General features: G+C 65.4%; 20 protein-coding genes. 8 read left to right on the top strand and 12 right to left on the bottom strand.

Going from position 1 to position 21,848, the window contains the following annotated elements; translation table 11 throughout:
* Positions 1-10: 10 nt before the first annotated feature.
* Positions 11-1,756, bottom strand: coding sequence for a hybrid sensor histidine kinase/response regulator (locus tag B015_RS0115785; RefSeq protein ID WP_018428688.1), 1,746 nt, complete (start codon positions 1,754-1,756; stop codon positions 11-13).
* 111 nt (positions 1,757-1,867) lie between these two features.
* On the opposite strand from B015_RS0115785, the gene B015_RS0115780 reads away from it, so the two are divergent.
* The 3 genes from B015_RS0115780 to B015_RS0115770 all read left to right on the top strand — a co-directional run bounded on the left by B015_RS0115780 (position 1,868) and on the right by B015_RS0115770 (position 4,889).
* Positions 1,868-2,521, top strand: a complete 654-nt coding sequence (locus B015_RS0115780) for a response regulator transcription factor (protein ID WP_018428687.1) — start codon at positions 1,868-1,870, stop codon at positions 2,519-2,521.
* A 154-nt stretch (positions 2,522-2,675) separates the two neighbouring features.
* Positions 2,676-3,293 carry a LysE family translocator gene (locus B015_RS0115775; protein ID WP_018428686.1) on the top strand — a complete coding sequence of 206 codons (618 nt, stop codon included), beginning with the start codon at positions 2,676-2,678 and terminating at the stop codon, positions 3,291-3,293.
* A 306-nt stretch (positions 3,294-3,599) separates the two neighbouring features.
* Positions 3,600-4,889, top strand: coding sequence for an amidohydrolase family protein (locus B015_RS0115770; RefSeq protein WP_051091969.1), 1,290 nt, complete (start codon positions 3,600-3,602; stop codon positions 4,887-4,889).
* 96 nt (positions 4,890-4,985) lie between these two features.
* Here the strand turns inward: B015_RS0115770 and B015_RS30990 are convergent, their stop codons facing one another.
* On the bottom strand, positions 4,986-5,219 hold the full coding sequence (locus B015_RS30990) for a hypothetical protein (RefSeq protein WP_018428684.1): 234 nt from the start codon (positions 5,217-5,219) through the stop codon (positions 4,986-4,988).
* A 148-nt stretch (positions 5,220-5,367) separates the two neighbouring features.
* Here B015_RS30990 and B015_RS0115760 point away from each other — a divergent pair, with 148 nt between their 5' ends.
* The gene (locus B015_RS0115760) at positions 5,368-6,237 is read left to right on the top strand and encodes a LysR substrate-binding domain-containing protein (RefSeq protein WP_018428683.1); all 870 of its coding nucleotides are present in this window, start codon (positions 5,368-5,370) and stop codon (positions 6,235-6,237) included.
* 57 nt (positions 6,238-6,294) lie between these two features.
* On the opposite strand, the gene B015_RS0115755 is transcribed toward B015_RS0115760, so the two are convergent.
* Together B015_RS0115755 and B015_RS0115750 are read right to left on the bottom strand one after the other, a co-directional pair.
* On the bottom strand, positions 6,295-7,353 hold the full coding sequence (locus B015_RS0115755; RefSeq protein WP_018428682.1) for a succinylglutamate desuccinylase/aspartoacylase family protein: 1,059 nt from the start codon (positions 7,351-7,353) through the stop codon (positions 6,295-6,297).
* A 102-nt stretch (positions 7,354-7,455) separates the two neighbouring features.
* A complete protein-coding gene (locus B015_RS0115750) occupies positions 7,456-8,562 on the bottom strand; it encodes an NADH:flavin oxidoreductase/NADH oxidase (protein ID WP_026227339.1) in 1,107 nt (368 codons plus the stop codon).
* 123 nt (positions 8,563-8,685) lie between these two features.
* Here B015_RS0115750 and B015_RS0115745 point away from each other — a divergent pair, with 123 nt between their 5' ends.
* The 4 genes from B015_RS0115745 (at position 8,686) to B015_RS0115730 (ending at position 12,654) form a co-directional block, all read left to right on the top strand.
* A complete protein-coding gene (locus tag B015_RS0115745) occupies positions 8,686-9,978 on the top strand; it encodes an amidase (protein WP_026227338.1) in 1,293 nt (430 codons plus the stop codon).
* A 3-nt stretch (positions 9,979-9,981) separates the two neighbouring features.
* Positions 9,982-10,233, top strand: coding sequence for a DUF2087 domain-containing protein (locus B015_RS30985; RefSeq protein WP_018428679.1), 252 nt, complete (start codon positions 9,982-9,984; stop codon positions 10,231-10,233).
* A gap of 110 nt (positions 10,234-10,343) precedes the next feature.
* Entirely contained in the window at positions 10,344-11,402 is a 1,059-nt protein-coding gene (locus tag B015_RS0115735) for a sugar phosphate isomerase/epimerase (RefSeq protein ID WP_026227337.1), read from the top strand.
* Between the two features lie 79 nt (positions 11,403-11,481).
* Complete coding sequence (locus tag B015_RS0115730) at positions 11,482-12,654, top strand: Gfo/Idh/MocA family oxidoreductase (protein WP_018428677.1); 1,173 nt, start codon at positions 11,482-11,484, stop codon at positions 12,652-12,654.
* A 156-nt stretch (positions 12,655-12,810) separates the two neighbouring features.
* Here the strand turns inward: B015_RS0115730 and B015_RS0115725 are convergent, their stop codons facing one another.
* The 8 genes from B015_RS0115725 to pbpC form a co-directional block, all read right to left on the bottom strand.
* Positions 12,811-13,629, bottom strand: a complete 819-nt coding sequence (locus B015_RS0115725) for a hypothetical protein (protein WP_040456256.1) — start codon at positions 13,627-13,629, stop codon at positions 12,811-12,813.
* A 449-nt stretch (positions 13,630-14,078) separates the two neighbouring features.
* The gene (locus tag B015_RS0115715) at positions 14,079-14,804 is read right to left on the bottom strand and encodes a 3-keto-5-aminohexanoate cleavage protein (protein WP_157632746.1); all 726 of its coding nucleotides are present in this window, start codon (positions 14,802-14,804) and stop codon (positions 14,079-14,081) included.
* Between the two features lie 145 nt (positions 14,805-14,949).
* The gene (locus B015_RS0115710) at positions 14,950-15,996 is read right to left on the bottom strand and encodes a sulfate/molybdate ABC transporter ATP-binding protein (protein WP_018428673.1); all 1,047 of its coding nucleotides are present in this window, start codon (positions 15,994-15,996) and stop codon (positions 14,950-14,952) included.
* Between the two features lie 13 nt (positions 15,997-16,009).
* Positions 16,010-16,894, bottom strand: a complete 885-nt coding sequence (gene cysW, locus B015_RS0115705) for a sulfate ABC transporter permease subunit CysW (RefSeq protein ID WP_018428672.1) — start codon at positions 16,892-16,894, stop codon at positions 16,010-16,012.
* Positions 16,887-17,738, bottom strand: a complete 852-nt coding sequence (gene cysT, locus B015_RS0115700; protein ID WP_018428671.1) for a sulfate ABC transporter permease subunit CysT — start codon at positions 17,736-17,738, stop codon at positions 16,887-16,889. Before cysT ends, cysW begins: the two co-directional genes overlap by 8 nt.
* Before the next feature lie 18 nt (positions 17,739-17,756).
* The gene (locus B015_RS0115695) at positions 17,757-18,785 is read right to left on the bottom strand and encodes a sulfate ABC transporter substrate-binding protein (RefSeq protein ID WP_018428670.1); all 1,029 of its coding nucleotides are present in this window, start codon (positions 18,783-18,785) and stop codon (positions 17,757-17,759) included.
* Between the two features lie 288 nt (positions 18,786-19,073).
* Complete coding sequence (locus tag B015_RS0115690; RefSeq protein ID WP_018428669.1) at positions 19,074-19,478, bottom strand: hypothetical protein; 405 nt, start codon at positions 19,476-19,478, stop codon at positions 19,074-19,076.
* A 123-nt stretch (positions 19,479-19,601) separates the two neighbouring features.
* Positions 19,602-21,701, bottom strand: coding sequence for a penicillin-binding protein 1C (gene pbpC, locus B015_RS0115685; protein WP_026227335.1), 2,100 nt, complete (start codon positions 21,699-21,701; stop codon positions 19,602-19,604).
* Positions 21,702-21,848 lie beyond the last annotated feature (147 nt).

Genomic DNA, 21,848 nt, shown 5'->3' with positions numbered 1-21,848 from the left:
GGCACAGCCTCTAGCGCTGTCGACATGCCGCCTCGATCGCGTCCCTGAGATCCTCGCCTGAAATGGGCTTGTGCAGGATGCGGGCGCCGCTTGACGTCACCTCCTTCAGCCGTTCCGGCGAGGTGTCGCCGGTGACGATGACGGCGGGGACTGCGCGCCCCAGGCGGGCGCGGATCATCTGGATCGCCTGGAACCCGGTGACGCCGTCGGCGAGACGGTAGTCGGCGACGACGAGGTCGACCGGGGCATGGCCGGCGGTCGACGCTTTGGCATGGGCAGCCAGGGCCTCCGCGGCCGAACGGCCGGGATAAACCTTGTGCCCCTCCAGCGTCAGCAGTTGCACCATGGCGTCGAGAATGTCTCCTTCGTCCTCGACGATCATGAGGCCGGCAGCGATGCCGGCGGACGCCGGCCTTTCCACGGGCTGGGGTGTCATCGCCGTGCGCACCATCGGCACCGTGACCGAGAACATCGAGCCTTTGCCTGGCTTCGAAACCAGCCTGAGCGGATGCTTCAGCAGTCCAGCGGTGCGGCGGACGATGGCGAGCCCCAGTCCCAGCCCTTGCGTCCTGTCGCGCGCCGGGTTCTGCAACTGCACGAACTCCTCGAAGACCATGCCCTGCTGGTCCCCGGGAATTCCGGGACCGGTGTCCAGCACCTCGATCTCGACCTTGTCGCCCCGCCTGCGGCAGCCGAGCAGCACGCGGCCACTGGTGGTGTAGCGAAAGGCGTTCGACAAAAGGTTGTTGAGGATGCGCCTCAGCATCATCGGATCGCTTTCGACCCGCAGGCTCGTGTCGATGACGCGCCATTCCAGGCCGCGCTGCCTTGCCTCTCCGGCGAATTCACTGTGGAGATCGCGAAACATCTCGCGCAGCGACACGGTCTCGTTGGCGACGGTAACGATGCCGGCGTCGAGCCTGGAGATATCGAGCAGCGCGTTGAGCAGCCCGCTGAGATTGCCGACCACCGATTTCGCCCGGCCTGCCAGGTCGCGGGCGTTGCCCGCCGGCACGTCGCCGCGCTGACCCAGCACCGCAAGGGTCGAGACCAGCAGGCTGAGCGCATGGATCGGCTGGCGCAGGTCATGGCTGGCGGCGGCGAGGAAGCGCGTTTTCGCATGGTCGGCCGTCTGCGCCCGGTCGCGCTCTTCTTCCAGATGCACGACCAGATCGTCGTTCTGCAGGCGCAGGCTGATGGTTTCGCGCAGCATGCGATAGGTGATGCGGCAATAGTAGAAATTGATGGCGACCAGCGAGGTCAACAGGAACAGGAAGGCGCCCGAAAAATCGCTTCCTGAGGTGATGCAGCGCAGCGCCACCGGAATGACGGTGGCAAGGATCGAGCCGATGAGTGCGGGCGGAAACGCCGAGAGCGACGGCACGGTGCCGCAGACGAGACCGGTCAGAACAATGACGGTGAAGGACAGAACGACCGGCTCCTCGGGCAGGAAACCGGCCCAGCCGAGCGCGCCCCATAACAGCCCCGACACCCACGAAAAGCCCGCCGCCAGCCAGGCCCAGGGCATGAGCGATCCGGAATCCGTCCTGCGGCGGACGAACTGGCGCGATGCAAAGACGCGCGTGGCGGTGAGCAGGTACAGCGCGCTCAGCCATGCGGCGAGCCAGGTGGTGGAAACCGCGCTGCTGAGCACATAGATCGCCGCCATCGAGATGACGATATTGGAAATGACCACGCCATAGGAATTGCGATACAGAAGCTCGATGAGCTCGCGACTTATCTTGTCTTGCTGCATGCTGTTTTCCTAATATTCTGTATGCGCTGCGGCAGCATAACGCGATGATCTATCGACAACTTGTTTCAGACTGGTTGGCGATCGGGCCGACAAGCCTGCTATGCTCGCGCCATGAATCGCCCGCTCACCGCCATCCTCGCCGACGATCATGCCATTGTCCGCGAGGGCCTGAAGCTGCTGTTTTCGGCGGTGGACAACATCACAATCGTCGCCGAAGCGGCCGATGGCGAGGCCCTTTTGCGGCATGTCCGCGACACGCGCGCTGACCTTCTGATCCTCGATCTCGGCATGCCCGGCGTTGCCGGCATCCAGTTCATCTCCGACATCAGGGAGCTGGCGCCGCGCCTGAAGATCCTGGTGCTGACCGCAAATATCGAGCCACGGACGGTGCGCGCAGCGATCGAGGCGGGCGCCAGCGCCTATCTGACCAAGGACGGCGATCCCGAGGAACTGATCGCGGCCGTCGAGGCGGTGAAGAAGGGCGCAACCTATCTGGCGCAAACCGTGCGTTTTGCTTTCAGCGAACCGAACCGCAGCGCAGCACCCGTGCAGGACGTCGTCTCGCCGATCCCGCTCACCCGTCGCGAGCACCAGATCCTCGCGCTCGTGGCGCAGGGCATGACGGCGCGCGAGGTGGCGGAGCGGCTGGGCATCAGCCCGCTGACTGCCCGCAAGCACCGGGAAAACCTGATGCGCAAACTCGATCTCCATAGCGTCGCCGAACTCACCACCTATGCGGTTCGCCTGGGACTGCCCGCCGGCTGACCGGCAGCGCCCGCAGCCGCCCCTTTGCAATGCCTTAACCATCCCCAAGCTGGGCGAAAGCGCGCGCGAACTAAATACGACACCTGCCGTATGTTTCCGCCCAAGCGCCGCGCCTATTCCTCCCAGCGATCTGGTCGTACGGGGAGGAGCCGTCATGTTGTCGCTGGAACTCTTGGTTCCGTTTGCTCTCGCAACGCTTGTCTTTGCCTGCATGCCGGGACCGGCGATCCTTTACATGACGGCACAGACCCTGGCGCATGGACGTCAGGCCGGCCTGATGGCGGCCCTTGGCATTCATCTCGGCTGTTATGTGCACATTGCAGCGGCGACCGTCGGCCTTGCTTCGCTCGTCACCCATGCGCCTGTCGTCTACGAGGCGTTCAGGCTCATGGGCGCTGCCTATCTGGTGTGGCTCGGCCTCACCATGTTCCTCGGCTGGGACAAGACCTGCGGCGACAAAAACGACGCCGGGTCGAGCACGTTGCGCGACAGCATCGTGGTCGAGGTGCTCAACCCGAAGACGGCACTGTTCTTCCTGACGTTCCTGCCGCAATTCGTCGATCCGGCAGCCGCCATGCCGCTGTGGCTGCAGTTCATGATCCTCGGCGTGATCGTCAATCTGGTGTTTTCGTTCGCCGACGTGGCGGCTGTGGGCATCGCTTCCCTGGCGCTTGGCCGGGTCAGCAGCGCCAGGACCGAATGGATGATCCCCAAGGCCTGCGGCTCGATCCTGATCGGCCTCGGCGTGGTCCTGGCCAGCCAGCATCAGTGATGTGGCTTGCGGCCCGCCGCTTGACGTTTGATGTCAGGTGCGGGCGGCCTGCCGAGCCGGTGTTGCGGCGTCCAAGGCCAGGCCCCGGCATCGTTGGCGTCAGCCATCATCGCGGCTGGATAGTTCGCCCCCGGCGTGCCACTCTCACGGCAAGATTGCAGTTGCAGACAGCCACAATCCGCCTTGGGGGTCTTTCAGATGACGGGCATACGAAGCTGCCTTTCGAGCGTTCTTTTGCTCGTACCTGTTTTCCTTGCCGGTCTCGGCGGGACAAGCCGCGCGCATGACCCGGGCGCGGAGGTGGTCATGGCGGAGAGCGAGCCGCTGCCCGCCCCGAGCGGCGCGATCCTGTTCGAAAACGTCCGGATATTCGACGGCAAGGCGAGCACGCTCTCGGCCGCTTCGAATGTGCTGGTGAAGGGCAATGTCATCGAGCGCATCTCGACCGCCGCGATAGAGCCTGCGGGCGCCGAGGTCATATCGGGCGGCGGGCGCGTGCTGATGCCGGGCCTGATCGACGCGCATTGGCACGCGATGCTGATCGCATCGACGCCTGCGGAAGCGATGGGCGATGTCGGCTTCGCCAATCTCGCTGCCGGCGACGAGGCGACGCACACGCTGATGCGCGGCTTCACCACCGTTCGCGATGTGGGCGGGCCGGTGTTCGGGCTCAAGCGCGCCATAGACAACGGGATCGTCGTGGGACCGCGCATCTACCCGTCCGGCGCCATGATCACGGTCACTAGCGGCCATGGCGATTTCCGGCAGTTCAGCGACCTGCCGCGGCAGATCGGCGGCCCGTTCACACCCATGGAGCGGAATGGCGGCAGCATTGTCGTTGATAGCCCCGACGAGGTGCGTCTGCGCGCCCGCGAGCAGTTCATGCAGGGTGCCGCCCATATCAAGATAACCGCCGGCGGCGGGGTGTCGTCGCCCTTCAGTCCGCTCGACGTCACCACCTTCACCGAGGCCGAATTGCGGGCCGCGGTCGAGATCGCCGACAACTGGGGCACCTATGTGATTGCGCATGCCTTCACGATGGATTCGATCAACAAGGCGATCGCGGCCGGGGTGAAATGCATCGAACACGGCTTCCTCATGGACGAGGACACCGCCAGGCTGATTGCCGAGAAGGACATCTGGCTGAGCCTGCAGCCGCTGCCGGAGATGTTGAGGCAGGGGTTCCGGGAGGGCACTGTCGAGCGCGCCAAGGCCGACGAGGTCTGGCCAGGCATCGCCAGGACCTACGAGCTGGCAAAGAAATACAAGATCAAGACGGCATGGGGGACGGACGTGCTGTTTTCCCGCGAACTGGCGCGGCAGCAGGGCGCGATCCTGGCTTCGCTCATCCGCTGGTACACGCCCGCCGAAGCGCTTGCCATGGCAACGGGTACCAATGCCGAGCTGCTGCAGCTTTCGGGCAAGCGCAATCCCTATCCGGGCAAGCTGGGCGTGGTGGAAGAAGGCGCACTCGCCGACCTGCTGCTGGTCGACGGCAATCCGCTCGAGAACCTCGAGCTGGTCGCCGATCCCGAGAAGAATTTCCTGGTCATCATGAAGGATGGCCGCGTCTACAAGGACACCGTGCCGAACTGAGCGCGTCGGGACACATAGGGCGGCTCGTCTGACGGGCTGCGCGGGCGGGCTGCGTCTGACCCGTGGCCTCAAGCGACGGCCTGCCTCAAAGGCAGGTCATTGCTTCGTGCGCGGATACTGGGGCTGTCTGGCGAATTCCGCGCAGAGCGAAAACGCCGCCAGCACCACGTGGGTCCGGTCCCATCCCGCCAGCTCGGCTACGCTGAGAAGCTTGGCCAGGGAGGGCTCGATGGCGAACTGGCACTCAGCCAGATACTCCACGTCCTGCGGCTCCAGGGTCGGGCTGTTGATGCGCAAGTGCTTGGTCATCGGCGTGTCAGGGGGCGTCATTTCACGAATTCCAGTCCAGCAACAGATGCGAAGTCGGATCGCTGTGTCTCCCGGGCAAGCCGATCGACCGTAAGGCAATGATCTAAGGCGTTGACACAGATGAACATAATGAATTCCAGTCAGCTCACTTGAGTGGAATTCATATGTCATGACGAAAAAGCGATCGATGCCCCAGATGCGGGCGCTTCAATCTTTCGAAGCCGTGGCGCGGCATCTTTCCGTTTCCCATGCGGCCCAGGAACTTGGCGTGACGCAGAGCGCGGTCAGCCACCAGATCCGGCGGCTGAGCGAGGAGCTCGGAGAGCGGCTGGTGGAGCGGCAGGGACGCGGCCTCGTCTTGACGCAAACCGGGCGTCGCCTCGCATCGGAGCTCGACCGCGCATTCGACCTCATCGAAAGCTCGGCCGCGCAGGTGGTTGGAGCGGCCAGTGGAACGGTACGCCTTGCCGTCTATGGCTCCTTTGCCAGCGGCTGGCTCATCGAGCGGCTTCCGGCGTTTTTCGCCCGGCACCCCGACATCGATCTGCAGCTCATCACGGTCACCGACGAGGACGAGCTGAGCGACAGGCTCGCCGACGCTTTCATCACCTGCACGCCCTCGCAACGGGGATACAGGAGCATCCTGCTCAGGCGCGAGCAGCTGATCGCGGTCGCGTCGCCCAACATCGGGGAGTGGCCGTGCCCGTTGATCACCACTGAGGTGTCGCCGTCTTCGGTGGGGGCCGACTGGATCGACTTCTGCCGCCAGAACAGCCTCGAGCTTTCGACATTCCAGAAGGAAAGCTGGAAGCTGTGCACGCATTATCAGCTGGCGTTCGACATGGCCCGTGTCGGCATCGGCGCTGCCCTTGTTCCCGACTTCCTCGGCGAGCGCAGCATTGCCGAAGGCGCCTTGCAAAGGCTGCCAGGCGAGCCGATGCCGACAGGGCTGAGCTACTACCTGTCCATCAAGTTCAGCCGCAGCCGGGAGCCGGCGCTCACGAGCCTGACCCGATGGCTGCGCGCGGCGTCGCGATAGCGCCGGGAATGATGAGCTCAGATCATGAGTGGGGCGCCGGGGCTTCCGGCTCTTCGCCTACGCCTCCAGCGCGCCCGACCGGGCGTCCTTGCTCGGCGCCGTTCCGACCAGCTTGACGAGGTCGTCGCCGGCGCCGGTGAAGCGGTGGGAGCGGCGGGTGAGGATGTAGCCGTCCTGGGGCGCGAAGATCTCTACGCGGCCGCCGTCCTCGCCGGGTGCACGCACGACGGTTGCCAGCCTGTCGCCTGACTTGACCCAGTCGCCGGGCTTGACGTCGTAGAGGATGGCGCCGGAGCAGGGGGCCGGCACCATCTCGATATGGTCGATGGGCGCGACCACGCCGGCGAAAGGCGCGGGCGCCGCGACCGTCGCGTCGGCGACGACGCCGCGGGCCACAAGCAGGCGGTAGATGCCTTCCGCATCATATTCGGCAATGCCTGTATGGACGTCGGAGATGCCGCGATATTCGACGGTGGTGACGACGCGGGTCTCGAGCTTGGCTTCCTTGCGCGGCAGCTTCAGCCAGGGATGCAGCGACGCTTCGTCGAAGGAGGCGCCCGACTGGCCACCCCACAGGATGACGGCGTCGACGCCCATGGCCGAGGCGCAATCCGACATCGCCGGCCACAGCTCGTCGGGCACGTAGAGATAGGCCACGCCCTCGTCGTCGCAGTGCAGGTCGAGTACGATCTCGTGGCCGACCGACAGCTTCAGCAGCCGCGCCTTGAGGCGCTTGTCGGCCGTCATCGGCACGTCGTCGCCTGCTAGCAGCGACGTGTCGGGCCGGTCGAGCAGCGGGAAGTCTCTGTTGTAGTTGACGCGGGTGCCCAGGTCGAAGCGGCCCTGCGCGCCATGGAACAATTGCTGGGTGCCGCCGATGGGATTGGCGCGCGGCACGATGGTCAGGTTGCCGCGAATGCGGCCTTCGGCTTCCGCCTGGCGCAGGCGCGGCATCAGTGCATCGATGGCAACCACGCCCGGCAACTCGTCGCCATGAAGGGCAGCCTGGATATAGGCCGAAGGGGCGTCCGGCTCGGACCCGGCGAGGCGCAGCACCGCAAATTCATAAGCGATGCCGTCGCGGTCGCCCCTGATCGTCTCGACGCTTTTTTGCATCTTTTGTTCCCCCGAATCTTCCGATGCGAGGGATAGAACAGTCTGGAGCGGGTGTCGTCCTGATCCAGCAGGAGGCGTCTGCCACGCCAGAGCCCGGGCAGGTCAGGACGCGGCCGCCGCACCCCATTGCTTCATCAAGGCCGCCGAGCGCGCCAGCTGCGGGGCAGCGTGGAACTCGTGGCCGAGCGTTGCTGCGGCGCGCCAGGGCCAGCGCGGGTCGGCAAGCAGCGCACGGCCAAGCGCGACCATGTCGGCACGGCCTTCGCGGATGATGGCGTCGGCCTGGGCAGGCTGGTCGATCATGCCGACCGCCCGCACGGGGATGCCTGTCGCCTGTTTCACCGCCTCGGCGAGATGCACCTGGTAGCCGGGGCCGGTGCGCAGGCTCTGATGTGGTGAGTTGCCGCCTGACGAGCAGCAGATATAGGCGATACCAGCCTTGCCATAGGCCTTCGCCACTTCGATCGCCTCCTCGAGCGTGAAGCCGCCGTCGACCCAGTCGGTCAGCGACATGCGCGCGCCGACCATCAGCTTCGGCACGGCCGCGACCACGCGGCGGGCGATTTCGGTGGCAAAACGCATGCGGTTTTCGAGCGAACCGCCCCATTGGTCGGTGCGGTGATTGGACAGCGGCGACAGGAACTGGTGCAGCAGATAGCCATGCGCCGAATGCAGCTCGATGAAGTCGAAACCGGCGCGCTCGGCGCGTTTCGCCGCCTCGACGAAATGGCCGATTGTCTGCTCGATTTCTTCCTCTGTCAGCGCGTGCGGCACCTGCCAGCCGTCGGCATAAGCGAGCGCCGAGCTCGACACCACTGGCCATGCATCTTCTTCCGGCTTGAGCGGGCCGGAGCCGTCCCACGGGCGGTGATTGGAGGCCTTGCGGCCGGCATGGGCCAGCTGCACGCCGAACTTGGCATCGGGTGTCGCCACCCGTCTGGCCGCGTCCAGCGCGCGCCTTGCCGCCGCCTCGTTGGCATCGGAATAGAGCCCCATGCAGCCATGGCTGATGCGGCCGCGGCGCTCGACGTCGGTCATCTCGACGGTGATCATGCCGGCGCCGGACATTGCAAGGTTCATCCAGTGCTGCAGGTGCCAGTCGGTCGCCGAGCCGTCGTCGGCCGAATATTGGCACATCGGGGCGACGGCGATGCGGTTGGGGAATTCGAGCGTGCCGAGCTTGATCGGCGAGAAAAGATGGGCGGTCATGGCGGCTCCGATATCGGTCACTGCGAATGTACGGCCTTCGCGATTTCCGACAACCATATTTGCATAGGGCCAGCGCGTGTTATCAGTCGCGGCGAACATGGCTTGCCAGCAACGGGTGACTGAATGACGACGCGACATCGGCTCGAAGAGATTTTTGGGCGACTTTTTGTCCGCGCCGGGCAAGAGCGCGTGTTCATGAAGCTCTATGTCGAAGCGGCGCGTGACGCCGCCGACGCAGCCGATGCGCGGGCCAGGGCAGGGGTGACGCTCGGCCCGCTCGACGGTGCCATCGTCTCGATCAAGGATCTGCTCGATGTCGCGGGCGAGCCGACATTGGCCGGCTCGCTGATGCGCCGCGAGGCAGCACCCGCCCAGGCCGACGCGCTCGTTGTGCGGCGCCTGAGGCGGGCAGGGGCCGTCATCATCGGCAAGACCCACATGACCGAATTCGCCTTCACCGCGCTCGGCATCAACCCGCATTACGGCACGCCGGGCAATGCCGCCGATCCGGCGCTGATCCCCGGCGGCTCGTCGTCGGGCGCGGGCGTGTCGGCGGCCGAAGGCACATCAGACATTTCCATCGGCTCCGACACCGGCGGCTCGGTGCGCATTCCGGCAGCCCTCAACGGCGTCGTCGGTTTCAAGCCCACGGCGCGGCGCGTGCCGCTCGACGGCGCCTTCCCGCTGTCGCCGTCGCTCGATTCGCTCGGTCCGCTGGCAAGGTCGGTCGAGGCCTGCATCGCCACCGATGCGATCATGGCCGGCAAGGAGTTTTCCGCGCTTGCGCCGCTGTCGCTGTCTGGCCTGCGCATCGGCGTGCCGCGCGGCCGCCTGATGGAGTATTGCGACCCGACCGTCACCGCCGCCTTCGAGCAGGCTCTGAAGCGCCTTGCCGCATCAGGCGCCCGCGTCGAGGAAATCGCCATCGACGACCTGCTGATATCGATGCGCGAGGCGACGCGCACTGCCTCCATCGCGGCAATCGAGGGCGCCGAGATCCACGCTGACTGGCTGTCCACGGGTGCCCGGGGCGAGGTCGACCGCCATGTCAGCGGCGGGCTCGGACGGGCGCTGCAGGTGCCGGCGGTCGGCTATATCAGGATCATGCGCCGGCGCGCCGAACTTGCGGCGGCGATGGACGAGCGGCTGTCGTCGCTCGATCTCATGGTCCTGCCGACAACGCCGGTCGTCGCCCAGCCAATATCAGACATTCTGGCCGACGAGCGCCATGGCGACCGCATCGAGGGCCTGCTTTTGCGCAACACCCAGGTCGCCAACCAGTTCGATCTCTGCGCGCTGTCGCTGCCCGTGCCCGGCGCTGCACTTCCTGTCGGCCTGATGCTGGTCGGTCGCCACGGCCACGACCGCCTGACGCTGTCGGCCGGGCTGGCGGTCGAGGCGATGCTGAGGGGGTAGGCGATGACGGCACTGATCACTGCCGACGGCGTCGTCACGCGCTGGCCGGCCAAGGCCGCCGATCGCGTTGCGGTGCTCGACTTCCTGGCTGCGAAGTTCGAGACGGGCCGCGACTACAGCGAGCGCGAGGTCAACGATATCCTCAAGCGCCATCACAGCTTCGGCGACTGGGCCTTGTTGAGGCGCGAACTGTTCGAGAGCGGCCGCTTCCGGCGCGACCCTCTCACCGCCATCTACCGCCGCGCAGGGGGCTAGTCGGTCTGGTGGTCGGTCTGACGCCTGCTGGCCTCTTGCGGAGCCGGCGCAAATAGTGGTCATCTGGGCCTCTACAACGTTTCAGGCCGGAATCGGACGAGGAGTTTGCCATGCCGTCGACAATGAAGGGGCCCGCGATCTTCCTTGCCCAGTTCGCAGGCGACGCAGCGCCGTTCAATGCGCTGAAATCGATTACATCCTGGGCCGGAAATCTCGGCTACAAGGGCGTGCAGATCCCGACGCCGGATGCGCGCTTGTTCGATCTGAGCAAGGCGGCGACGTCGAAGACCTATTGCGACGAGATCAAGGGCATCTGCGCCGATGCCGGCGTCGAGATCACCGAGCTGTCGACGCACCTGCAGGGGCAGCTGGTCGCGGTCCACCCGGCCTATGACGCCCAGTTCGACGGATTTGCGCCGGCCGCCGTGCACGGCAATGCCAGGGCGCGCCAGCAATGGGCGGTCGAGCAGATGAAGCTCGGCGCCAAGGCGTCGCAGAATCTCGGGCTCACGGCCTGCGTGTCCTTCACCGGCGCACTGGCGTTTCCTTATCTCTATCCCTGGCCGCAGCGGCCGGCAGGCCTGATCGAGGAGGCCTTCACCGAGCTCGGCAAGCGCTGGACGCCCATTCTCGACGCCTATGACGAGGCCGGCGTCGACCTCTGCTTCGAACTGCATCCGGGCGAGGACGCCTTCGACGGCGCGACCTTCGAGATGTTCCTTGATGCGGTCGGCGGCCACAAGCGCTGCAACATCAACTACGACCCGTCGCATTTCCTGCTGCAGCAGCTCGATTATCTCGCCTTCATCGACATCTATCACGAGCGCATCAAGGCGTTTCACGTCAAGGATGCCGAGTTCAATCCCACCGGCCGCCAGGGCGTCTACTCAGGCTACCAGGGCTGGCTCGGCCGCGCCGGCCGCTTCCGCTCGCTCGGCGACGGCCAGGTCGATTTCACCGGCATCTTTTCCAGGCTCGCGCAATATGGCTACGACAGCTGGGCGGTGCTCGAATGGGAATGCTGCCTCAAGCATCCGGAAGACGGCGCCGCCGAAGGCGCGCCCTTCATCGAAAGCCACATCATCCGTGTCACCGACAAGGCATTTGACGATTTCGCCGGCGGGACGACGGATCGGGCGATGCTGAGGAAGATGATGGGGATCGCGTAGCCTCCTTCTCCCCGTTCACGGGGAGAAGGTCCCGGCAGGGGGATGAGGGGCAGCGCCAACATATCAAGGGAGGACACACATGGTCGGTGCATCGAAATCCGGAGACGGCGCTGGTCCGATCCGCTACGGCATGGTCGGCGGCGGGCAGGGCGCCTTCATCGGCGCGGTCCACCGCATCGCTGCCCGCATGGATGGCGATTTCCAGCTTGTCGCCGGTGCGCTGTCGTCCAATCCGGAGCGGGCCAAGGCGTCCGCCGCCGAGATCGGGCTTGATCCCGAGCGCAGCTATACGTCCTATGCCGAGATGGCCAAGGCCGAGGCCAGGCGTCCCGACGGCATCGAGGCGGTCGCCATTGTCACGCCCAACAACGTCCATTTCCCGGCAGCGAAGGCCTTCCTCGAGGCGGGCATCCACGTCATCTGCGACAAGCCGCTGACGGCGACGCTGGCCGAGGCCAGGAAGCTCGCAGCCCTGGTCGAAAAGACCGGCAAGGTCTTCGTGCTTACCCACAATTACACCGGCTATCCGATGATCCGGCAGGCGCGCGAGATGGTCGCCAAGGGCCAGCTCGGCGACATCAGGGTCGTCCAGGCCGAATACCCGCAGGACTGGCTGACCGAGGACCTCGCCGCGACAGGCCAGAAGCAGGCCTCCTGGCGGGCAGATCCAAAACAGTCCGGCGCGGGCGGCGCCACAGGCGATATCGGCACCCATGCCTACAATCTCGCCCGCTTCGTCACCGGCCTCGAGCTCGACAGCCTGTCGGCCGATCTCGACGCCTTCGTGCCGGGCCGGCTGCTCGACGACAACGTCAACGTCATGCTGCGCTTCAAAGGCGGGGCCAAAGGCATGATCTGGGCGAGCCAGGTGGCGCCGGGCCACGAGAACGGGCTCAAGCTGCGCGTCTATGGCTCGAAAGGCGGCCTCGAATGGGTGCAGGCCGATCCGAACTACCTCTGGTACACGCCCTTCGGCCAGCCCAAGCAGCTGATCACCCGCGGCGGCGTCGGCGCCGGCCCGGCGGCCGCGCGCGTCACCCGCGTGCCCTCGGGCCACCCTGAAGGCTATCTCGAAGGTTTCGCCAACATCTACCAGGAAGCGGCACGGGCCATCCGCGCGGCGCGCAAGAGGGGCGGCAAACCGGGCAAGGACGTCATCTATCCGACGGTGCAGGACGGGGTCGAGGGTGTGGCCTTCGTCGAGGCCTGCGTGCGCTCGTCGAAGAAGAACGCGGCCTGGACGAAACTCTAGAGCGTTTCCGCTTTTCTTCGATGAATCACGGAATCCCTCTATCTCTTTGTTTTTGCGCATTTCCTGATGGAAAATCGCCGCGCATTTTTCCTGGAACTGCTCTAGCTTTCGAAGCGAGACCAGAGCTTGCCAATGACTGCGGCCGCCAGTGCCAAGTCATTTAATTTGAGTATGAATATGGTCGTCATGGCGAGCGGCGCGGCAGCCCTGAAATCGGATCACGCTATCCTTGACCCCAAGCTCACTCCTGAGATGCGGCTCGATAAAAACCTTCTCCACTCCGAAGCGCTCGACACCTTCGGTGGAAAGCCACTTCAGGCTGAAGGCCATGCGCCTTTCCTCGATCCGATAGGCGGGGAACAATGGTTGCAGCCAATCGAAGTCCCATCTTGTCGTAAGAAGGTCGCGCCTTCCCGCGCAGGGCTGTTCGTCGTCTGCTGACGGTTGCTCAAAGGCAAAATAGCCGATTGGCGACCTTGTCACGCGATTGACGAAATCGCCGCGGGAATCCTTGTAATAGAACGCAACATCCAACTTGCGACCATCGGCGTGCGACAGGTGCGGAAGCATGGGAAAGCCGTCCCAGAAGGGGAAATTTCCATCCAGAACCACAGTGGTCGTGCCAGGAAATGCCTGGTTCACATCGTCAGCCAGCGCCGATGCCAGATCGAGCATGGCAGGCGTGACATAGTTGCGATTCAGCAGGCAATAGACGCTCGATCTGACCACGAGCTTGTCTGTCTCACCGACCAGGCACGACATGGGGACGCGACCGAAGGTCGGTGCGATCACATGCGCTGAGGCCGTGGCGGCGGCGTAGAAAAGAAGAAAAACAAGAAATTTCGAGAAGGAACGCCGCATTCCCAGCATGGGCGAGACGAGCAACGACACTGCATAGGCTATGCCGCCGATCTGGGTGACAATCGTAAGCACGAGAAAAATGCAAATTTGGCAGGTTCGGTGAAACCAGCGCATTTGACCTGAACACCCTTGGCCGTTGTGCGAAATGTAACTACTGGCCGGACCTGCCGATGCCGGCAAATAGCTACGTTTTCAGTTCTCGGCGTTGTGCGGGAGGCGTCGGCCAGGCCGGGATCCTGCTTCCTGCTTCATCACTCCCGACAGTCCTCTCGACTAAGGCCTCTTGATTTCAGACGGCCCTTTTTTGCTTCTCCGAGTACAGACGTTTGTAATATCGGTCTGAGGTGAATGCCCTCATCGCGGTCCCGGCCGTGCAGAAGAGGCCAAAGCCGACGAACCATCCAACCGCCCCAAGCAGCCATCCGAGGCCCAGACCCAACAGGGCCACGACCAGCAGGAAACCGAACATTCTGAGATAGAACTGCTGGTCATCTAGCATCACCGGAGACTAGGCGACCGCAGAGCCCGGTACAATCCCGAGTGTCGCATCTGGCGACGCCAACTCACCGCCCCTTTACCTCCGCAATCATTCGTCGCGCCGCCTCCACCAGTTGCCCGTTGCTCCTGGTCGGCGTCCCGTCGGGCAGAACTGCCACGTCCTCCAGTCCGGTGCGGATGCCGTGGCCGCGGGTGAGCGCGCGGCGGTTCACGGCCCAGCAGGAACCGTCATAGCCGTGATGCACCTGCGGCAGGGTGATGCCGGCGGCGATCACGATGGCCTCCATGTCCTCGGCATCGCGCAGCGCGGTTGCGGGATCGGGGTTCAGCGGCTCGATCAGCACGCGCCGGCAGTGCGCGCGGATGGGGGAGGCCACGAAGTTGCGGGCATCGTCGGGTGACAGCAGCCCGGCTTCGATGCCGACGCCCTTGGCCAGGAACCATTGGCAGAGTTCGGTGATGCCGTCCTCGCCCTGGTTGGCGGTGACGAGATCGGGCAGCACCGTCCAGCCACGCACGGCGGCCAGCCGCGCGGCCGGGTCGGCGATTATCGTGGCCGAAGTGGTCAGCGAGATCGGCACGCCGGGGCAGCTTTCCCTGATCGCGGTGACAACGGCGTCGCATTCGGCCGCGTTCAGGGTCTCGCGGCCGGCCGCGTCGAAGGCGTGGACATGCACCGAATGGGCGCCTGCTCGGATCGAGGCGAGGGCTTCGCGGCCGATGGCCTCGGCACTTTTGGGGACCGCCTCATGGCGGCGGTCGCCGTTCAGGGCTACTTGCAGGAAGGTCACTTTCACCTCGTATCCGCAGAAATGACCATGTCCGGTTTTTGACCCTATCTCGCCGTCTCAAGTGAAGGAACTGGCGCATCGGATAACTGGTGTCATGCACCTGTCAGTGCGCGCGGGCGAGGGGCGTTTTCCGCCCCTCCGGCACTCAGCTTTCTGCCTTGGGAAACACCTTCCAGCGTTTCGGCCTGAAGGTCACCCGGCTCTTCTGGGCGGCGGGGTGGTTGACGGGCAGTTCGATCTCGACGCGCTCGCGGCTGCCGCCGATCTCCAGCTCGACGCGGCGGGTGCCGGCGACACGGCGGCTCGCCGCAACCGTGCCGGCAATGCAGCCGCCGCATTCGTCCAGCAGATCGATGTCGTGCGGGCGGAAGTAGAGTGTCGCCTCGCCATCGGGCACATCGGGCGCCGAAAGCCCGATCGGCCGGTCGGCGATCCACACCTGTCCGTCCTCGACCTTGACCGGCAGCGAGCTCGACTCGCCGATGAAGCCATAGACAAAGGGCGAGTTGGGCGTGTCGTAGACGTCGTCGGCGGTGCCGACCTGCTCGATGCGGCCCTGGCTCATGACCACGACGCGGTCGGCGAGTTCGAGCGCCTCTTCCTGGTCGTGGGTGACGAAGATCGTCGTATGGCCAGTCGCGTCATGGATCTCGCGCAGCCAGCGCCTGAGCTCGCGGCGCACCTGGGCGTCGAGCGCGCCGAAGGGCTCGTCGAGCAGAAGCACGCGCGGCTCGATCGCCATGGCGCGGGCGAGCGCCACGCGCTGGCGCTGGCCGCCCGACAGCTGCGCCGGATAGCGCTTTTCCAGGCCGCCGAGCTGCACAAGGTTCAGCAGCTCCGATGCCCTTGCACGGATATCGGCCTTGCTTGGCCGCTTGGCCGAAGGACGCACCTTGAGGCCGAAGCCGATATTGTCGGCCACGGTCATGTGGCGGAACAGGGCGTAGTGCTGGAACACGAAGCCGACATTGCGCTCCTGGATGGTCTTGCCCGAGGCGTCCTCGTCGCCGAAGAAGATCGTGCCGCGGGTCGGCCGTTCCAGGCCGGCGATCAGGCGCAAAAGCGTCGTCTTGCCGGAGCCGGACGGCCCCAGAAGGGCAATAAGCTCGCCCGAACGGATGTCGAGCGATACGTCGTGAAGTGCCGGGAACCGGTCGAATTCCTTGCGCACATTGGAAACGCGAACTTCCATCAATCTGCCTCTGTCAGTGTCCGCGCGAGGCGGCGATCTCGGCGCCGTAGCGGAGCTCGAGCAGGGTTTTGAGCACAAGCGTCACCAGCGCGAGGCCGGCGAGCACGGACGCGACGGCAAAGGCGCCGACGGCATTGTATTCGTTGTACAGGATCTCGACATGCAGCGGCATGGTGTTGGTCTGGCCCCTGATGTGGCCCGACACGACAGACACCGCGCCGAACTCGCCCATGGCGCGCGCGTTGCACAAAAGCACGCCGTAGAGCAGGCCCCATTTGATGTTGGGCAGCGTCACATGCCAGAAGGTTTGCCAGCCATTGGCGCCGAGCGAAAGGGCTGCCTCCTCGTCGCCGGTGCCCTGTTCCTGCATCAGCGGGATCAGCTCGCGGGCGACGAAGGGAAAGGTGACGAAGATCGTCGCCAGCACGATGCCCGGCACGGCGAACAGGATGACGATGCCGTGCATCTTGAGCCATGGCCCGAGCAGGCTCGACGCCCCGAACAGCAGGACATAGACCAGGCCCGAGATGACGGGCGAGACCGAGAAGGGCAGGTCGATCAGGGTGATCAGGAAGGCCTTGCCCTTGAACTCGAACTTGGCGATGGCCCAGGCGGCGGCGACGCCGAAGACGAGGTTGAGCGGCACGGAGATAATGGCGACCAGCAGCGTCAGCCTGATCGCCGAGATCGTGTCGGGGTCGCCGACGGCAGTCAGGAAGGCGCCGATGCCCTTGGCGAAAGCCTGTTCGAACACCACCACCAGCGGCACCACCAGGAAGATGCCGAGGAAGGCGAAGGCCACGGCCATGACAAGGAAGCGGGCCAACGGGCTTTCGCTCGTGGCCAGCGAGGCATGCTCGTGGGTCTGGTCGGCGGGATAGAGCTCTGGATCAGCCATAGCGTTTGCGGGTCCACGCCTGAATGAGATTGATGACGAAGAGCATGGCAAACGACAGCGCCAGCATGATCGCGGCAATCGCGGTGGCTGCGGCGTAGTCGTATTCCTCCAGCCGGATGACGATCAGAAGCGGTGCGATTTCCGACACGTAAGGAAGGTTGCCGGCAATGAAGATGACCGAGCCGTACTCGCCGACGCCACGCGCGAAGGCCAGGGCGAAGCCGGTGGTGACGGCCGGCGCCAGTCCCGGAAACAGCACCTTGGTGATGGTCTGCCAGCGATTGGCGCCAAGGGTGGCTGCGGCTTCCTCGACCTCCTTGTCGATCTCCTCGATGATCGGCTGCACGGTGCGCACGACAAAGGGCAGGCCGATGAAGACGAGTGCGATGATGATGCCGAGCGGGGTGTAGGCGACCTTGATGCCGAGCGGCGCCAGCAGGGCGCCCATCCAGCCTTTCGGCGAATAGAGCGTGGTCAGCGCGATGCCGGCGACGGCCGTCGGCAGGGCAAAGGGCAGGTCGACCATGGCATCGACGATGCGGCGGCCGGGGAAGCGGTAGCGCACCAGCACCCAGGCGACCAGCGTGCCGAAGACGACGTTGATGGCTGCCGCGATGAAGGCTGTGCCGAAGCTGATCTCGAGCGCCTTCAGCGTGCGGCGGTCGGTGGCGATGGCGAAGAAATCGGTCCAGCCGAGCGAGGCCGAACGCCAGACGAGCCCGGCAAGCGGGATGAGAATGATGAGGGTGAGGTAGGCAAGCGTGAAGCCGAGCGTCAGTCCGAAACCCGGAATGACGCTCGGCTTTTTGAACCGCCACCCCGCCTGAGCGGGAGCTATACTCATGATGTCCTGGTCTTCGGTTTACTGGGCCGGCTTGTAGATCTGGTCGAATATACCACCATCACCGAAGTGATAGGGCTGCGCCTTTGCCCATCCGCCGAAAATCGGATCGTCGATGGAGACAAGCTTGAGTTCAGGCAGCTTCTGCAGGTCGGCCGCTGGAACCAGGTCCGGCTTGGACGGCCGGTAGTGGTGCTTGGCGGCGATGGTCTGGCCTTCCGCCGAATAGAGGTAGGAGAGATAGGCTTCGGCCACCTTGCGGCTGCCCTTGGCATCGACATTGGCATCGACCACGGCGACCGGCGGTTCGGCCAGGATCGACGACGGCGGGATGACGATGTCGAACTGGTCGGCGCCGAATTCGTCGAGCGCCAGATAGGCCTCGTTCTCCCAGGCCAGCAGCACGTCGCCGAGGCCGCGCTGGGCGAAGGTCACCGTCGAACCACGGGCGCCGGTGTCGAGCACGGGCACATGGGCGTAGAGATTGCCGATATATTGCTTGATCTTGGCCTCGTCGCCGCCGAACTCGGTGTTTCCCCAGGCCCATGCCGCCAGATAGTTCCAGCGTGCGCCGCCCGAAGTCTTGGGGTTGGGCGTGATGACCTGGACGCCATCCTTGGTCAGGTCGCCCCAGTCGTTGATGGCCTTGGGATTGCCCTTGCGCACCAGGAACACGATGGTCGAGGTGTAGGGCGAGGAGTTGTTGGGCAGCTTGGCGCGCCAGTCGGGATTGATCTTCTTCGACTTCTCGACGATCGCGGTGATGTCGCTTTCGAGCGCAAGCGTGACGACGTCGGCGTCGAGGCCGTCGATCACGGCGCGCGCCTGCTTGCCCGAACCGCCATGCGACTGCTCGATGGTCACCGTCTCGCCGGTCTCGGCTTTCCAGTGCTTGGCGAAGGCGGCGTTGTAATCCTTGTAGAGCTCGCGCGTCGGGTCGTAGGACACGTTGAGCAGCGTGGTGTCGGCATAAGCCAGTCCCAGGCCGCCGAACTGCACCGCACCCGCAATCAGGGCCGACAGCAGTATGGATCTGCGTGAAGTCGTCATTTCCGCCTCCGTTCGAATATGGTTCTACTCTATCGAACTGGTAGAAATTAGATGCGGCGAATGTTCCGAATTTCGCGCCGCATGGGCAAATTTCGGCCACCCAGCGGCTGGTCGCGAAATTATTTTGCTCGCGGAAAAACTCCTGAGCTGCCGGATCGATCCATTCGTTTGGCTGAAGTGATGAGGGAGCGGCGAGATCGAGCAAAAGCGATGGGCTCTTGGCGATCTGTCCAGTTCAGGATCGTTCACGCTCATGCAGCGACGCCGACCGCCGGCTCGGCCACGCTTTCAGGCGCGTTTGGTGACGAGCGGTGTCCGGCCGGCCCAGAAGTCCTCGACGCCTTCCCACCAGAGCAGGCTTTCTGGGCGCAACCAGGGGCGGAACGCCGCCGGATCGGTCGACATATGCAGTTTGGTGTTCTGCAGGTCCTCGAGCAGTCCTATTGTCGCGGCCTCGCGAACATAGTCGTCGCCTTCGACATGCCAGCGCTCCACCACGTCGAAGACGGCATCGAAGCTTGCCGTATCGCCGGCTTCAAGCCGGGCGATGAGGTGCCGGGCCAGTGCGTTCAGCGCCAGGTAAAAGGGCGGCTCCAGGTGATCGCGCCATTTATCCGAGAACGTGTTCCACGCATCTTGGAAGCCTGGATCGGCCTCGAGCATCGGGGCAAACATATCGGTGTTCGTGATCATCTGGTGCCCTCGGCTGCTCGATTCGCCATGTCCGGCACTGTCGGCGGGGAACAGACGAGGTTGCAAGCCCGGCCTGGAACTGTCGGGGACCAGGAGCCTTTGCCGCAGCGTGCAAACGGGCCGCTACTCGACGAACACCCTGACGCTCGCCGCCCGTCCCGCGGCGTCGATGACGGTCAGCGTCGAATAGCCTGTGCCGTCGGGCTGCCAGGTTGCCTCGCGGCGGCGCGCGACCGTGTCGAGCGGCTTGCCGTTGGCGAGCCAGCGGAACGGGGCACGCCCGCCCTGCAGCTTGAGCACCAGGGGCGCTGCACCTTCGGACACCGATCCGAGTTCGACCCTCGCACCGTCGGGCGGGAAAACGATCTGCGGTGCAGGCTCGGTGATCACGGCGGAAGCGACAGTCGGCAGCTGGCCGGCGGGGGAAAAACGTTCGAGCGTCACCGGCAGATCCGACCGGGCCATGCGCAAGGCGCCTGAAGGCGCGCGGGGCAGGGGCATCGACGGCAGGCCGGAGCGGACAAAACCCTCGAACAGGATGGGGGCTGCCGAGACATAACCCGAAAGCCCGGGAACCGCGCCGGCATCGGGACGCCCGGCCCAGACGCCGAGCACGTAGCGGCCGTCATAGCCGACCGACCAGGCGTCGCGGTAGCCGTAGGAGGTGCCGGTCTTGTAGGCGATGGTCCGCTTGGCCGCCCCTTCCGGCGCCTTCACGCCCGAGAGGATGTCGGCGATCTGCCAGGCGGCCTGCTCTTCGAGGATGGTGCCGTTGGCGAGCGGGGCGGGCGTGGTGGCCTCCGCACCGTCGCGGAGAACCTTGGCGCGGCCGCCATTGGCAAGGCCGGTGTAGAGCTGGACGAGGTCGCGCAAGGTGACACCGACGCCGCCGAGGCCGATGGCGAGGCCGGGGGCTTCGCCTGGAGGCAGCTGCAGGGTGACGCCGGCCTGGCGGAAGCGCGCCGTCAGCCTGAGCGGCCCGACCGCATCGAGCAGGCGGATCGCCGGCACGTTGAGCGACAGCTGCAGCGCCTGGCGCACCGACACGTCGCCCTGGTAGCTCATGTCGAAATTCTTGGGCCGGTAGCCGTGGAAATCGGTGGGGCGATCCTCGATCATCGTCTCCTGCGCCACCAGCCCCTGCTCGAAGGCGAGGCCGTAGATGAACGGCTTCAGGGTCGAGCCGGGCGAGCGCACGGTGCGGGTCATGTCGATCCAGCCCGAACGCGAGGCGTCGAGATAATTGGCCGAGCCGACCTCGCCGAGGATCTCGCCGGTCAAGGCGTCAGCCATCACCATGGCGACCGAGATGCGCGGTCCGAGCCGCTGGGCCGCCTCGCGCGCCACGGCCTCCAGCCCTGCCTGCACGCTCTTGCGCAGCGTGAGCTGGTGCCGGACTGTGCCGGGCGCGTTGCGCAGCGCAAGATCTGCCGCATGCGGGGCCAGCGTCGGCAGCGCCAGTCGCGCCGCCGCCACCGTTTCGAGCGACGCGCGTGCGGCCTCGCTCTCGCCGAGCACGCCAGCGGTCACCATGCGATCGAGCACGCGGTCGCGCGCGGCCTGCGCATTCCCGGGATTGCGGTCGGGGCGGCGACGTTCGGGCAGTTGCGGTAGGGCGACAAGCAGGGCCGCCTCGGAAACGGTCAGCCTTTTCGGCTCCTTGCCGAAATAGGCAAGCGAGGCCGAACGCACCCCTTCGAGATTGCCGCCATAAGGCGCCAGCGTCAGATACCGTTCGAGGATTTCCTTTTTCGACAGCCGCCGCTCGATCTGCACCGCGCGGGCCAGTTGCCGGAGCTTGGAGCCGAAGCTGCGCTCGGCGCGCGGCTCGATCAGCCGCGCCAGCTGCATCGACAGCGTCGAGCCGCCCGAGACGATGCGGCCATTGCTGGCGAACTGCCAGCCGGCGCGGCCGAGCGCCAGAACATCGACGCCCTCATGATCCCAGAAGCGCTTGTCCTCATAGGCGACCAGCATCTTCACCAGCTGCGGGTCGACCTGGTCGAGGCCTGTCCCCAGTCGCCAGTGGCCCGAGGGAACCGCGTAGGCGCGCAGCAGTTGGCCGTCGCGGTCGAGCACCTCGGCCGAGACGGTCAGTTTTTCGGGCAGGGGCGGCGGGAAGGCGCGGTCGAGCGCAAACAGGCCACCGACCGCGAGGGCGGCAAGGCCGGTCGCACCCATTGCCCAGAGGGCGATCCTGCGGGTGGTCCTTGCGGAGAGCATGGCGCTGGCCCTCACCCTTGCCCTCTGCCCGTCAACGGGGCGAAGGGGACCTCGGCCTCACCGCCTGTGCCTTCTCCCCGATCACGGGGAGAAGGTGCCGGCAGGCGGATGAGGGGCAGCGCCAAGCCTGTCCGGGACGTTGCCGCT

Origin of the sequence: Hoeflea sp. 108, from assembly GCF_000372965.1 — a bacterium.
Classification (GTDB): Bacteria; Pseudomonadota; Alphaproteobacteria; order Rhizobiales; family Rhizobiaceae; genus Aminobacter.
This window is presented reverse-complemented; position numbering and strand designations above follow the sequence as displayed.